Annotated in this window: 14 protein-coding genes; 10 read left to right on the forward strand and 4 right to left on the reverse strand. The window is 43.7% G+C overall.

Translation table 11 applies throughout. The features are described from left to right. The 3 genes from hemW to VF500_RS06110 all read left to right on the forward strand — a co-directional run. On the forward strand, positions 1–862 hold an 862-nt coding region (gene hemW, locus VF500_RS06100; protein ID WP_330858814.1), incomplete at its 5' end, for a radical SAM family heme chaperone HemW. A 114-nt stretch (positions 863–976) separates the two neighbouring features. Further along, a complete protein-coding gene (locus VF500_RS06105) occupies positions 977–1,522 on the forward strand; it encodes a fasciclin domain-containing protein (RefSeq protein ID WP_330858815.1) in 546 nt (181 codons plus the stop codon). Positions 1,523–1,802: 280 nt separating this feature from the next. Continuing rightward, positions 1,803–2,684: a cupin-like domain-containing protein gene (locus VF500_RS06110; RefSeq protein WP_330858816.1), complete on the forward strand. Its 882-nt coding sequence runs from the start codon at positions 1,803–1,805 to the stop codon at positions 2,682–2,684. A 241-nt stretch (positions 2,685–2,925) separates the two neighbouring features. On the opposite strand, the gene VF500_RS06115 is transcribed toward VF500_RS06110, so the two are convergent. Beyond that, positions 2,926–3,900, reverse strand: coding sequence for a phytanoyl-CoA dioxygenase family protein (locus VF500_RS06115; RefSeq protein WP_330858817.1), 975 nt, complete (start codon positions 3,898–3,900; stop codon positions 2,926–2,928). A 127-nt stretch (positions 3,901–4,027) separates the two neighbouring features. On the opposite strand from VF500_RS06115, the gene VF500_RS06120 reads away from it, so the two are divergent. Then, positions 4,028–4,879: an AraC family transcriptional regulator gene (locus tag VF500_RS06120; RefSeq protein WP_330858818.1), complete on the forward strand. Its 852-nt coding sequence runs from the start codon at positions 4,028–4,030 to the stop codon at positions 4,877–4,879. Positions 4,880–4,884: 5 nt separating this feature from the next. Here the strand turns inward: VF500_RS06120 and VF500_RS06125 are convergent, their stop codons facing one another. Both VF500_RS06125 and VF500_RS06130 read right to left on the reverse strand, forming a co-directional pair. Beyond that, complete coding sequence (locus VF500_RS06125) at positions 4,885–5,370, reverse strand: adenylyltransferase/cytidyltransferase family protein (RefSeq protein WP_330858819.1); 486 nt, start codon at positions 5,368–5,370, stop codon at positions 4,885–4,887. A gap of 64 nt (positions 5,371–5,434) precedes the next feature. Continuing rightward, complete coding sequence (locus VF500_RS06130) at positions 5,435–5,854, reverse strand: nuclear transport factor 2 family protein (protein ID WP_330858820.1); 420 nt, start codon at positions 5,852–5,854, stop codon at positions 5,435–5,437. Positions 5,855–6,055: 201 nt separating this feature from the next. On the opposite strand from VF500_RS06130, the gene VF500_RS06135 reads away from it, so the two are divergent. The 6 genes from VF500_RS06135 (at position 6,056) to VF500_RS06160 (ending at position 12,781) form a co-directional block, all read left to right on the forward strand. Continuing rightward, the gene (locus VF500_RS06135; protein ID WP_330858821.1) at positions 6,056–6,934 is read left to right on the forward strand and encodes a PfkB family carbohydrate kinase; all 879 of its coding nucleotides are present in this window, start codon (positions 6,056–6,058) and stop codon (positions 6,932–6,934) included. Positions 6,935–7,171: 237 nt separating this feature from the next. Then, entirely contained in the window at positions 7,172–8,269 is a 1,098-nt protein-coding gene (locus VF500_RS06140; RefSeq protein ID WP_110585920.1) for a vWA domain-containing protein, read from the forward strand. Between the two features lie 123 nt (positions 8,270–8,392). Then, complete coding sequence (locus tag VF500_RS06145; RefSeq protein WP_330858822.1) at positions 8,393–9,898, forward strand: sigma 54-interacting transcriptional regulator; 1,506 nt, start codon at positions 8,393–8,395, stop codon at positions 9,896–9,898. A gap of 14 nt (positions 9,899–9,912) precedes the next feature. Next, on the forward strand, positions 9,913–11,229 hold the full coding sequence (locus VF500_RS06150) for a metallophosphoesterase (RefSeq protein WP_330858823.1): 1,317 nt from the start codon (positions 9,913–9,915) through the stop codon (positions 11,227–11,229). A 31-nt stretch (positions 11,230–11,260) separates the two neighbouring features. Next, positions 11,261–12,151, forward strand: a complete 891-nt coding sequence (locus tag VF500_RS06155) for a hypothetical protein (RefSeq protein WP_330858824.1) — start codon at positions 11,261–11,263, stop codon at positions 12,149–12,151. Between the two features lie 3 nt (positions 12,152–12,154). Next, positions 12,155–12,781 (forward strand): class I SAM-dependent methyltransferase, encoded by a 627-nt coding sequence (locus tag VF500_RS06160; protein WP_330858825.1) that lies wholly within the window; start codon positions 12,155–12,157, stop codon positions 12,779–12,781. 175 nt (positions 12,782–12,956) lie between these two features. Here VF500_RS06160 and VF500_RS06165 read toward each other — a convergent pair. After that, on the reverse strand, positions 12,957–13,565 hold a 609-nt coding region (locus VF500_RS06165), incomplete at its 5' end, for a response regulator transcription factor (protein WP_330858826.1).

Raw genomic sequence — 13,565 nt, forward strand, 5'->3', positions numbered from 1 at the left:
CGAAATAACTTTGGAAGCTAATCCCGATGATCTGAAACCGGATAAACTCAAAGCTTTGAAACAAACACCCGTTAACCGCTTCAGCATAGGGATTCAGTCGTTTTTTGATGAGGACCTGGTTTGGATGAACCGTGTACACCGCGGGCAGGAAGCAGAATCATCAGTAAAACGCGCCCAGGACTCCGGTTTTGAAAACATCACGGTAGACCTGATTTACGGTTACCCCATGCTCAGCGATACCAAATGGAAGCAAAACCTGGATAAGGTGTTTGAGCTTAACGTTCCGCATGTATCTACCTATTCCATGACGGTTGAACCGCAAACTGCGCTGGCGGCTTTCATCAATAAAAAAAAGCACCCCCCCATGAACGAGCATCAAAGTGCCGAACAATTCATGGTATTGATGGACGCCATGCAAGCACATGGCTTTGAACACTATGAGATCTCCAATTTTTGTAAGCCCGGGCAGTATTCGCGCCACAACTCCAATTATTGGAAAGGCGTAAAATATTTAGGCATCGGCCCATCGGCGCACTCTTATAATGGTGATACCCGGCAATGGAACGTAGCCAATAACGCCAAATACATGCAGGCACTCGAAACCGGAAAACTACAGGCCGAAACCGAAGAATTAACCGAAGAGAACCGTCTGAACGAATATATCATGACCTCCTTGCGTACCATTTGGGGCCTTGATCTGGCGAAACTTAACCAGATAGCCAAAGGGGCATCCGACGAAGTATTAAAAGCTGCCGCCGAATATTTCGACAGGGAATGGATCCTTCAAATGGATAATGTTATTTATCTTAGTGCAACAGGTAAACTGTATGCTGATAATATAGCGGCTGGTTTATTCTTTTAAACCTATTCGCCCGGTAACAGTCAATACATTGTTACAAAGCAAAATGATCGTTAGATCTGTTTAGCTTTACTAATCGTATCTTTAAATGATACTTTATCCTGACTATTATAAATTATGAAAGAACTAATCATCGCGGCTTTTGCATTACTGACTTTTGCCGCTGCTCCAAAAGCTTATGCCCAAAAAACAGTTGGTGGCGCGGTTATGTCGCCGGCTAAAAACATTGTACAAAACGCATCGGGTTCAAAAGATCATACTACACTTGTAGCCGCTGTAAAAGCAGCCGGCCTGGCGCCAACACTATCAGGTGCAGGGCCTTATACTGTATTTGCACCAACAAATGAGGCATTTGCCAAATTACCTGCGGGTGCTGTTGATAACCTGTTAAAACCGGCCAATAAAGCAAACCTGATCAAAACTTTAACTTATCATGTTATCCCCGGTAAACTGAGCTCGGCCGATTTGTTAACTAAGGTGAAAGAAGGCAAAGGCAAAACCGAGTTGAATACTTTAAGCGGAGGCACTATTACCGTAATGTCGCAGGGCGCAAAGTTGTACCTTGTTGATGAAAAAGGCGGCAAATCATGGATCACCATTACCGATGTTGCACAAAGCAACGGCCTTATCCATGTGGTGAATGCTGTGCTGATGCCAAATTGATCCGGTTGGCAGTAAGTAGTGCGCGGGTTGCTGTTATCTGTACCGCAAGCTTGACACTTAATAGAAATTCACTTACAAAACAATTATACAGACTGGAAGCAGAGCCAGGCTATTGAACGCATTAGCAACGCACTTGCTGCCAGCAGGTCATAATATTGCGATATAGTTATACTACTTTGGGGTTTATTTCGTTATTTTGAATGCTTTTAAATAAGTAAGAAACAATACTGTAACTTTATTTTAAAATTGGCGTAACTCCCCTAAAGTAATAAAACTATATATGTGCTTCATTCTTAACCCGATCGATACGGTTGAAAATATTTCTCCCGAAGACTTTAAGAAGAATTATTTAGACCCTCGTCGACCGCTGGTTATCAAAGGGCTTACTAAAAGCTGGCCAGCCCGCGAAAAATGGACACCAGAATATTTAAAACAGGTTGTTGGCAACAAAGTAGTGCCACTGTATGATAACTCAAAGGCCGATCCGTCAAAACCTATCAATTCATCGGCAACCGAAATGCCTTTTGATGAGTATATCGACCTTATCCGCAGTAAACCAACCGAATTAAGGATCTTTTTCTTTAATATATTTAAACAAGCCCCACAGCTTTTGGATGATATTGTATTACCCAAAGACCTGATGGGTGGCTTTTTAGAGAGCATGCCAGCCATGTTTTTTGGCGGTTCAAACTCGGTTACATTTTTACATTACGATATCGACCTTCCGCATATTTTCCACACCCATTTTGGTGGCCGCAAACATGTGATCCTGTTCGAAAATAAGTGGAAACGCCGCCTTTACTGTATCCCCAATGCTACCTATGCTCTGGAGGATTATGATGTATTAAACCCCGATGTTAAAAAATTCCCGGCGCTTGACGGCGTAGAAGGCATTGAGGTTTTCCTTGAACATGGTGATACCCTGTTTATGCCTACCGGCTACTGGCATTGGATGAAATATATTGATGGATCATACTCTCTAAGCCTGCGTGCCTGGGACGCAAGTATAAGCCGTAAAGCAGCAAGCCTGTACAACCTGGCCGTTAAAGGAGGTGTAGACAGCGCGCTAAAAATGATGTTCAAAGGCAAATATGCCAAATACCGTGAAGGCCTCGCTGTTAAATGGGCAAACAGAGAGTTGGCCGCGGGAAAACCTTTTTAAGTCGGAAGGCTTAAGTCATGATATTGAATAGCGATGGATTTTATCCATCGCTATTTTTATTTACAGATTCCCCCCGAAGGCCCTGTCTTCACGGCCGGCTGCTTTGCCTGCAAATGCGCGTGAGGACACGCGTATCGGGAATATATTATTTTCTTCCCGGAGGTCGTGTCCCCACGGCCGGCTGCTTTGCTTGCAAATGCGCGTGAGGACACGCGTATCGGGAATAATTAAACGGAATATATTACCATCTTTCCAACCCCAAAAGCTTTTTACCCAAGTCACTAAGCTCAGCCACAGGATTTTGCTTTTCTCGTTCCAGCGGATCGCCGGGGAAAGCGTAACCCTGCATGGCTTCCCGGCTTTGCCAGCTGTTGATACGCCACTGCCTTAACTCTTCATTATCTTCCTGTGCAGGCATCATAGATATGTATTGGGCTATCCGCACTTGATCATTGCTCTTATTAGGGCGGATACCATGCGGCTGCAGACTGTTAAATATCAGCAGGTCGCCGGCTTCCAGTTTCACTTTTACCGTTTCAAAGCCAGTGGTATCAGGTTTGTAGTGATCACGGTCATCGGGTTGGGTTAGCTTCCAGGTATCGTATGTTCGATATAGTTCGGGGATACATTGAAAACCACCCATATTTTCATCTGTTTGATCGGCAAGGGCTAATACGCCCTGCACATTTTGAGGTTTGGTTTCGGGATCATAATCCCAATGAATAAAACCTTTGTATTCAAAGCCAGGGCGCAGCGGGAAATTCAAGTTGGCCCTATCTATAGTTACCCATAGTTTCTCTGTGCCCCAGATATCCGCAAAAGCCGCATGAACTTTTGGGTATTGGCGATTATCCCACATAAACTGCTGATTATAAATCTCAACCATACCAGTGTTGTTCAGTTCGCTCATCTGCATTTGCGCATTGGGCTTTTTATACCAGGTTTCTATGTCGTTGGCATCTTTTCCTTCATATTGCCATAAGTAATCGGCCAGCTTTTCAACTTGCGCTTTAGGTACCGCGTTTTTGATGATCACATAACCATTCTCTATCCAAAACTGCCAGTCCGCCTCGCTAAGTACTTTTAGTGGTTCATTGTTCACACGTTTATTCAGGCCGATCTGGCTTGATTTTGCAGTAGAAGGATTGCCGGGGATCTCTTTATGGGCATTCGCAGATGCGGTCGCCATTGTCATGGTTTCGTTTTCAGTCTTCATAATTTCATATTGATTTATAATTCAAAATTATACCTGAAACGAAGGCAGCTCATTCTGCACAATGATCAAAATTTGCTCTACATTGATCAATTAACTATCTTTAATAAAACTAAATATCCAATACAACATGGATAAGATCCAGTTAGAGAAGGTAGATTTTGAACCGGGCAAATCGTTCAAACTCTTTTCACCCCGGCTCAGGAACACTTTCCTGTGGCATTATCATCCGGAATATGAATTGGTTTATGTGGAGGCCGATGCCGGGATCAGGCACGTTGGCTCGCATATCTCCGGCTATACCCAGCATGATCTGGTACTTATCGGCAGTAACCTCCCCCATCTTAATTTTGATTACCGTCTCCGGAGCGAATACCACCAAATAGTAGTACAATTAAAGGAAGATTTCATGGGAACAGCGATAGGCATTACGCCCGAATTTTCGGCTATTGAGCAACTTTTTAAAAAAGCGGCAAACGGGATTGCCTTTTATGGTGACACGAGGACACTCGCCGTACAAAAACTAAAACAGTTGTCGGGGATAGGCTCGTTTCAGCAATTAATGGGGTTGATGGAGATCTTTAATATCCTGGCCGGTTCAAATGAGTTTACCATTTTAAACAATGATGAGCTAAACCTGCAATTCTTTTTAAAGGATAAAATCAGAATGGGGGCTGTTTATGAATATATCGGCAGCAACTATAACCTCAAGCCGGATGTAAATGTAGTAGCAGCTAAAGTTAATTTTACAACAGCAGCCTTTTGCCGGTATTTTAAAAAGCAAACCAAAATGACCTTTACCGATTTTGTGAATCAATACCGTGTCGACGTAGCCAAAAACCTGTTGATGCAGGATAAAAATGTAACCGAAACCTGTTACGCGGTAGGCTTTGAAAGCTTATCATATTTCAATAAACTCTTCAACAGGATAGTCGGCAAAAACCCCTCGGATTTTAAGAGGGATTGGGTTGGCAAAATATAACGGAGTTATTCAGCCTGATTTTTATAATATTCCTTAACCGCGTCGGGTAAAAAATGCAGGTATAAATTAGGCTCCTCCCTGATCCTGGCCGCCTGCACCGGTACAACTTTGCAGGGCTCTTCGTAAATAACGCTTTCACAATCTAAAAACCGCCCCATGTAGGCACCATAAGCTTCGGAAGCAAATATCACATCAATAGGAGGCAATTTCTTTTTAAGATAGCTGGCCCAAAGTCTCGACATGTTTTCTATCGAATCGCCGATGCCCGGCAGCATGGCCTCATCGTAACTTAATAATACAGGTTTAACCTTTTCATTATCCGCGTAAGTTTTTTCGAGCCAGCCAAGCCTGATATCTCCCGCAATGGGCTCATCATCGCTTGCACCAATAACCACTACAAGCTCATCACAATGCTCAAGCGCGTAACCAATCAAAGCCATATGCCCTATGTGCAGCGGCAAAAACTTTCCAATTACCAAACCTCTTTTCATGCAGTAGTATTAAATCAACACCTCGTTTTTTATTTAATCACTCATCTCCAACCAACTAATCTCTCTACGAAGTATGGTCACAAACTATTTTCCACTCACCCTTAATTTTCCTGAACCACAATGTAAAATAGCCACCAGGCGTATCTTTTTCGCGGGTCAGCTTCCATCCGCCTAAAACAAAGGCGTTGGTTGCATCTAACACTTTTACCTGAATAATATTGAAAGTAAGCTGCCCCATAGCAGCCTTATCAGGATATGTTTGTTTGTAGTGTTCAAGTGTTGTTTGCCAGCCGTAAGCGGGGGCTGTTTTTCCTACGAAAACCAGTGAGTCTGATTTCCAGTAGGTTTGCATAAAGCTTTCAATATCGCCGCGGTTCCAGGCTTCTTCCTGTGTGTGCATCACTTTCAGAATGGCTTGCCTGTTTTGCGCGAAACAACACGTGGCGGCAAGTATAAACACAAAACTCAGTAATATTCTTTTCATATAATAAAGGTAGCTTTTTGTCTGAACCTGAATTTTAAGAATTGCCCGAATTAACAGAATTAAAAGGAAATATTCCATTAATTCTTTAATTCCTTCAATTTGCGTCCGAAGAATGTACATGATCCCGGTTCAGACAAAAAAACAAAATCCAACTTAATACATTATATTTGGGTTTCATCGACACTAAAAACAACATCAACTATGGGAAATCAGGTATTGAGCTTCGGCGAAGTTTTATGGGATGCTTTTGGCGACGGAAAAAAGGCCGGAGGCGCACCTATGAATGTAGCCCGGCATCTGGTACAGCAAGGTGTAAAAACTACTTTCGCGAGTTCGGTAGGAATGGATAGCTCTGGCGATGCGCTGATAGGCTTTTTAAAAACCAACGATCTGTATTCAGACCTGATCCAGCAGGACGATGAATTTCCAACCTGCGAGGTTACCGTGCAGCTTGATGAAACCAACACCGCTACTTATATTATTCCCCAGCCCGTTTCCTGGGACAATATACAGCCCTCGGCTGCACTCACTAAAGCGGCGCAGGCTGTAAAAGTCATTGTATTTGGCAGTTTAGCCTGCCGCACAACCACCACCCGCGAAACATTATTAAACTTGCTGGATGAAACCCCGGCGTTGAAAGTGTTTGACGTAAACCTTCGTCCGCCGCATTATACATTATCAACTATTGAAACATTAGTAGCCCGTGCCGATGTTGTGAAAATGAATGAGGAAGAGGCTAATCTGCTCATCGGAGGCAGCAGTGCTTCTCTTCGTGATCAAATTGGTGAATTTCGTTCAAAATATCATAGTCAAACCATTTGCGTAACCCGCGGGGAGCATGGCGCATTAGTATGGCATGATCATGAATTTTATGACAGCCCCGGCTGCCCTGTAAAGGTAGCCGACACCGTAGGTGCCGGTGACGCTTTCCTGGCAACCTTTGTAGCCGGCTTACTTTCTGGCAAACCTATGCAACAAGTGGTTGATAAAGCCTGTTCGGTAGGCTCATACGTAGCCAGCCAGCGCGGCGCAAACCCGGTATATCCGGCTGAACTATTGAACAGCTTGGCATACATTTAGTATCCTAACACTACCAGCGTCATTGCGAGGCACGAAGCAATCCCCAAGAAGCAGAGCGGCTAAGCAGGTCTCCCTGTAAAGTTGGGGTTTGCTTCGTGCCTCGCAATGACGTGACGCAGAACACATCAAAGTGTCTCCCTTTAATTGTCATACTTACCTAACAATTTACTTTATCACTCTCATAGCGAAACTTTTCATAAAAATATTCCGTTCCTTTATGTACAGAAAGGACAAAATATGCGCGGTTTTGGATTTTCCAAATTTAAGCCCAATCAAATCCCTAAAGGCGGATTTGACGAATTACTGAAATTATTCCTCGAGTTGCTCAACTATACATCGGGCGATGCCGGCGAAGCTTTAGCCTGGCTTAACGAACTCGATAAACAATACAACCTCACCAACGATGACTATGGTATGGGCGATTTCATCGATGAGCTGAAACAAAAAGGCTATCTGGATGAGGATAATCAGAATGGCGAGTTTAAGATCACAGCCAAAACAGAGCAAAGCATCAGGCAGTCGGCCCTTGAAGAGATCTTTGGCAAACTAAAAAAATCGGGCAAAGGCAATCACCGCTCTCCGCAATCGGGCCAGGGTGATGAAAAAAACGCCGAACGCCGCGAATTTGAGTTTGGTGACAGTCTGGATCAGATAGATATGACCCAGTCTATCCACAACGCACAGGTTAACCATGGCATCGGCGATTTTATGATGACCGAACGCGATCTTGAAGTAGAGGAAATGGATTACAAAACCCTTACTTCAACCGTGCTCATGATCGATATTTCGCACTCCATGATCCTTTACGGCGAAGACAGGATTACCCCGGCCAAAAAAGTAGCTATGGCCCTCGCCGAACTTATCCGCACCAAATACCCTAAGGATACGCTGGATATTGTTGTTTTCGGCAACGATGCATGGCCAATAACCCTGCAAGATTTACCCTACTTACAGGTTGGCCCTTATCATACCAATACCTATGCGGGTTTGGAACTGGCTACCGACTTACTCCGTAGGCGTAAAACGCATAACAAGCAAATTTTCATGATCACCGATGGCAAGCCAACCTGTTTAAAGGAAGGTACCAGGTATTATAAAAACAGCATTGGGTTGGACAGAAAGGTGGTTAACAAAACCCTTAACATGGCTGCCCAATGTAAACGGCTAAAAATACCTATCACCACATTCATGATAGCAAAAGACCCTTACCTGCAGCAATTTGTGCGTAAATTCACAGAAACAAACGGAGGCAAAGCATTTTACAGCTCCCTGAACGGTCTTGGTGAATACATTTTTGAGGATTACATCAGAAACAGGAGAAAGACTGTAAGGTAGAGATTAGTGGTTGGAGATTAGAGGTTAGTTAAAAATCGGTGAAATCACAAAATAATTCGTGGAATCCCAACAAATAAAAAAATCGGTGAAATCAATCTTCATCGGTGAAACCATAACAAACGAATGAGTAAATTATTAGATATAAAAACCCTCGGCCAGTTGAAGCAAACAGGCTACAAAAGCCGTTCGGTTAAAGATGAATTACGTGCTAACCTGATTGAACAGCTTAAAAAACGCGAAGGTGGTTTTGAAGGCATCATCGGTTTTGAAGATACTGTTATCCCCGACCTGCAAACTGCTATCCTGTCGCGACATAATATATTACTGTTAGGTTTACGCGGCCAGGCTAAAACCCGTATTGCCCGTTTGCTGGTTAACCTGCTTGACGAGTATATTCCATACATTGAAGGATCAGAATTGTTTGATGATCCGTACAATCCTATCTCATGGTACGGCCATAGCATCATAACCGAAAAAGGCGATGATACCCCTATCGGCTGGATCCACCGCTCTGAACGTTATACCGAAAAGCTGGCTACTCCTGATGTTACCGTTGCCGATTTAATTGGCGATGTTGACCCTATTAAGGCAGCTACTTTAAAGTTAACCTATTCGGACGAACGTGTGATCCACTTCGGATTGATCCCCCGTGCACACCGCGGCATTTTCGTTATCAATGAGCTGCCCGATCTGCAGGCCCGGATCCAGGTATCGCTGTTCAACATTCTTCAGGAAAAAGATATCCAAATCCGCGGTTTTAAACTGCGCTTACCTTTGGATATCCAGTTTGTGTTTACAGCCAACCCCGAGGATTATACCAACCGTGGTTCGATAGTTACACCGCTAAAAGACCGTATCGAGAGCCAGATCCTGACACATTACCCACGTTCGGTTGAAATTTCACGCAAGATCACCCAGCAGGAAGCATCCCTTACTGATGATCAACGGATAGCAATCGAAGCCGATGGTTTAGTAAAGAACCTGGTTGAGCAAATTGCCTTTGAAGCCCGTAACTCTGAGTATATCGACAAAAAATCGGGCGTATCGGCACGTTTAACTATTTCGGCTTATGAAAACCTGATCAGTAATGCCGAGCGCAGGATGATCATCAACCATGAAAAAACAACTTTCGTGCGCATTACCGACTTTTTAGGTGTGATACCTGCCATCACCGGTAAAATTGAGCTGGTTTATGAAGGCGAGCTGGAAGGGCCTGGCAAAGTGGCCAACATCCTGATAGGTAAAGCGATCAAAAGCTTGTTGCTATCATTTTTCCCCGACCCGGAAAAGGCGAAGAAAGCAAAAGCACCTAATCCATATGCCGCTATTATCAACTGGTTTGGCGATGGCAATAACGTAGCGTTGGTTGATGATATGCCAATGCAGGAGTATAAAAAAGCATTAGAAGAAGTAGCAGGTTTGAAAGACCTTGTTAAAAAGATCCACCCGCGCTTAGGCGAAAGTCAGCAATTGCTGCTGATGGAATTTGTACTTCATGGCCTGTCGGAGTTTTCACAACTGAATAAAGGTTTCCTTGATAATGGCTTCGCGTTTTCGGATATGTTTAACAGTTTGTTTAACTTGCAGCCCGATGACGACGACCTTGATATTGACGACGACAGATACTAAATACCGGCGCTAACATGATACTAAAAGCGCTGAGTATTTTATTCTGGATCATAATTGAGCTGCTGGTTGACCGGTATGTTTTACAGGGCATCCGCGGCGCATTCAAAAAATGGCGACTGCTTCAATCAAAAGCATTCGCCATTTTTTATTGGGCAAGCTCATTCCTTACGGTTGCCGCTCTTTTAACTGGCGCTTATATCACGATTGCCGGAACCGGTGTACGTGCAGCCTGCTTGCTGATTGCATTTATCCTGCTCATCTGTAAATTCACTTTCATACTGTTCATTTTTGCCGATGATATCAGGCGGAAGGTTGTACTGAAAAAGAAAAACGCTGTAGCTAATACTCCCATTCTAACTACTACAACGGCTCCTGCTTCTCTCAATCAAACTGCTCCTGCCACTAACATAGATGCCATCCCCCGTTCGGAGTTCCTGTTAAAAGCAGGTTTGCTGGCTGCTGCTGTGCCTTTAGCTGCTATTAAAACGGCTATGCCAAAAGGCTCGTATGATTATCATGTGCTGTATCAAACCATGTACCTGCCTAATTTGCCAAAAGCATTTGACGGCTTAAGGATAGGGCAGATCTCGGATATTCATTCGGGCAGCTTTTATAATAAAAAGGCAGTGCTTGGCGGTGTTGAAATGCTGTTGAAAGAAAAAACAGACCTGATATTTTTTACCGGTGACCTGGTTAACGGCGAAGCTTCAGAAATGACCGATTACCAGGATATTTTCAGCAAGGTAAAGGCGCCACTCGGTGTTTTTTCAACACTGGGCAACCATGATTATGGTGACTATGGCGATTGGGATTCCCTGGCAAATAAAAAGAAAAACCATGACGACCTGATAGCTACCCACAAAAACATGGGCTGGGACCTGCTTCGTAACGAAAACCGTCGACTTAAAATAGATGGTGAGGAAATAGGGCTCTTAGGTATTGAAAACTGGAGCGAATACAGCCGCTTTCCCAAATATGGCCGTATGGACCTTGCGGTAAAAAATACCGATGACCTGCCGGTAAAACTCCTGCTGTCGCATGATCCATCGCACTGGCGGGCCGAGGTATTACCTAAATACCCTCAAATTGATGCCATGTTTGCCGGGCATACCCACGGCATGCAGTTTGGCATACGTACCGAGCATTTCCAATACAGCCCTGTTACCTATGTTTATAACGAGTGGGCCGGCCATTACCAGGAAAACAAGCAACAATTATATGTAAATGTAGGCTTTGGCTTTGTTGGTTTAACCGGCAGAGTTGGAATATTGCCGGAGATTACGATATTTACATTAAAAGCCGGCATCGATCCTTCGCAACCTATTTCTTAGATGATCAGGTACAGGCTGGCAATTATTACCGATGAAGAAATTACTACAATCTGTATTAGATTTTCTGCTTTTTAGTAATATTTTCATGTCGCTTTGTGCCGTAGCACAGGCCCTGTTAACCTTTCATTTAATAGGATCGAAACCGGTATTTCCTGTTTTGGGTTTATTGTTTACCTCAACGCTGGGTATTTACAATTTTTGTATCCTGATCACCCGACCCGCCAAACCCCAAAGATCACCGTATAAGAGAGTACGCTGGTTTTTTGCACATTACAGGTTGATGGTAACCTTTACCATCGTTTCGTTGCTGTCGCTGATCCCGTTGTTCTTTATCATCACTACCGAGTCAAAGATCCTGCTCATATTTCTCAGTATCCTTTCTTTTGGCTACGGTCTGCCGCTGTTCACCGTTGGTGAACATAAATTTGGCTTGCGGAACATCCCCGGCTTAAAGCCTTTTTTGATCACACTGGTATGGACAATGAGCTGTGTGTTGTTTCCGGTATTGGAATCGATGCACCAGCACCTGACTGATATTTCCATGCGCGATACCACTATACTCATCGCCAAACGTTTTCTATTCATAGGTGCACTAACAATCCCTTTTGATATCCGTGATTTGTTTGACGACCGTAAAATGGGGCTCAAAACCATTCCCGTAGTTTGGGGCGAAAAAAATGCGTACCTATTTTGCCAGGTACTGCTTGCAGGTTACATTGTGCTATTGTTCCTGTTCAGGCAAAATGGGTTCAGCCTTGATTTTTTTGCGCTTACACTTACCATGATCCTCACCGGCTGGCTCATCTTTAGGTCGGCCTGGGAAAAAGACGAGTATTATTACTTTTTTTATATGGATGGCGTACTGATTTTACAGTACGTGATTATTGTAGTCTTTAATGCTCTTAAATACTTTTTCCATTAAACCATGGCTGCCAATTATAACAACTCTGCATGGTTTTATGATCGGCTTTCAAGATTGGTATATGGCAGGGCGCTGGTAAACTCACAGGTGTATTTGTTAAACTTTGTCCCGGCAAATAGCAAAGTACTTATAGTCGGTGGCGGAACAGGCTGGATCCTGGATGAGCTTGCCAAAATACACCCGGCAGGATTAAACATTACTTATGTGGAAATCTCGGCTAATATGACGGCTCTCTCGCAAAAAAGACAAACCGGCCAAAACCAGGTTACATTTGTTAATGAGGCTGTTGAAAACGTTAAGCTTCCCAATGGGTTTGACGTCGTAATCACACCATTTTTATTCGATAATTTTTTGGATGAAACGGTTGATATCGTTTTTAATCATTTGCATAACCTGTTAAAGCCCGGTGGCCTTTGGCTCAATGCCGATTTTCAGCTTACCGGCCGCTGGTGGCAAAATATACTGCTTAAAAGCATGTTTATTTTTTTCAGGCTACTTTGCGGGATAGAAGCCAGCAAGCTGCCAGCAATTGAAAAACGCTTTAATACTGCTGGGTATGATGTGATTGAGGATAAAACCTTTTTCGGGGATTTTATTGTAGCAAGGGTGTATGAGAAGCGATCATCATAAACATGTCATTGCGAGGAGCAGCCCAGGATTGAGCGAGGAGCGACGTGGCAATCTCGTAGCTATACAGGTTGGACATGCATTGGCTACGAGATTGCCACGCTTCGCTCGCAATGACATATTTTTAAAAGCCTATTTGCAGAATTGCAAACTGCCCACTTAAAACTGCAAACTGAAACTACTGGTTATAAACAAACTTATACCCAATCCCCCTTACGGTTTGTAAATATTGCGGCGAATCGGCATTGGTTTCTATTTTTTTACGAAGACGAACGATGTGCATATCCAGTGTGCGGGTATTTACATCGGCGTTATAGCCCCAAACTTCCATCATCAGTTCTTCGCGGTTTATAACCTTGTTTTTGTTTTTGAGGAAGTATAGCAGGATCCTGTTTTCGAGGATAGTAAGCTCTATTTTACGGCCATCACGGATAAGCAAATGCGTGTTGGGCAGGTGCTCCATGTTGGCAAAACGGTATGATTCGGGCTTTTCGCTGTTGAGGGAAAATTTGATCTTATTTTCGATCATGGCTACCAGCACATCCATATTATAAGGCTTGGTGATATAATCAGATACCCCAAAGTTATAAGCCTCTATTTTATCAACGTCCTGGGCTTTAGCAGTCATCATGATAATGAGGCTGTCAAAACCTTTTTCGCGGATATTTGCGCAAACTTCTGAGCCGGGCTTACCGGGCAGCATCCAATCCAGCAGTACAATATCAGGCTGTTCGGCCAATATCATGGCTTCGGCATCATTACCGTTGCCGGCTTCCAGTACCTTATA

The sequence above is a fragment of the Mucilaginibacter sp. genome, from assembly GCF_036383575.1.
Classification (GTDB): domain Bacteria; phylum Bacteroidota; class Bacteroidia; order Sphingobacteriales; family Sphingobacteriaceae; genus Mucilaginibacter.

What these genes read in the sequence shown, in the direction of transcription:
- VF500_RS06105 (WP_330858815.1), top strand. Translation starts at nt 977, where the DNA reads ATGAAAGAACTAATCATCGCGGCTTTTGCATTACTGACTTTTGCCGCT.
- VF500_RS06110 (WP_330858816.1), top strand. Translation starts at nt 1,803, where the DNA reads ATGTGCTTCATTCTTAACCCGATCGATACGGTTGAAAATATTTCTCCC.
- VF500_RS06115 (WP_330858817.1), bottom strand. Translation starts at nt 3,900, where the DNA reads ATGAAGACTGAAAACGAAACCATGACAATGGCGACCGCATCTGCGAAT.
- VF500_RS06120 (WP_330858818.1), top strand. Translation starts at nt 4,028, where the DNA reads ATGGATAAGATCCAGTTAGAGAAGGTAGATTTTGAACCGGGCAAATCG.
- VF500_RS06125 (WP_330858819.1), bottom strand. Translation starts at nt 5,370, where the DNA reads ATGAAAAGAGGTTTGGTAATTGGAAAGTTTTTGCCGCTGCACATAGGG.
- VF500_RS06130 (WP_330858820.1), bottom strand. Translation starts at nt 5,854, where the DNA reads ATGAAAAGAATATTACTGAGTTTTGTGTTTATACTTGCCGCCACGTGT.
- VF500_RS06135 (WP_330858821.1), top strand. Translation starts at nt 6,056, where the DNA reads ATGGGAAATCAGGTATTGAGCTTCGGCGAAGTTTTATGGGATGCTTTT.
- VF500_RS06140 (WP_110585920.1), top strand. Translation starts at nt 7,172, where the DNA reads ATGCGCGGTTTTGGATTTTCCAAATTTAAGCCCAATCAAATCCCTAAA.
- VF500_RS06145 (WP_330858822.1), top strand. Translation starts at nt 8,393, where the DNA reads ATGAGTAAATTATTAGATATAAAAACCCTCGGCCAGTTGAAGCAAACA.
- VF500_RS06150 (WP_330858823.1), top strand. Translation starts at nt 9,913, where the DNA reads ATGATACTAAAAGCGCTGAGTATTTTATTCTGGATCATAATTGAGCTG.
- VF500_RS06155 (WP_330858824.1), top strand. Translation starts at nt 11,261, where the DNA reads ATGAAGAAATTACTACAATCTGTATTAGATTTTCTGCTTTTTAGTAAT.
- VF500_RS06160 (WP_330858825.1), top strand. Translation starts at nt 12,155, where the DNA reads ATGGCTGCCAATTATAACAACTCTGCATGGTTTTATGATCGGCTTTCA.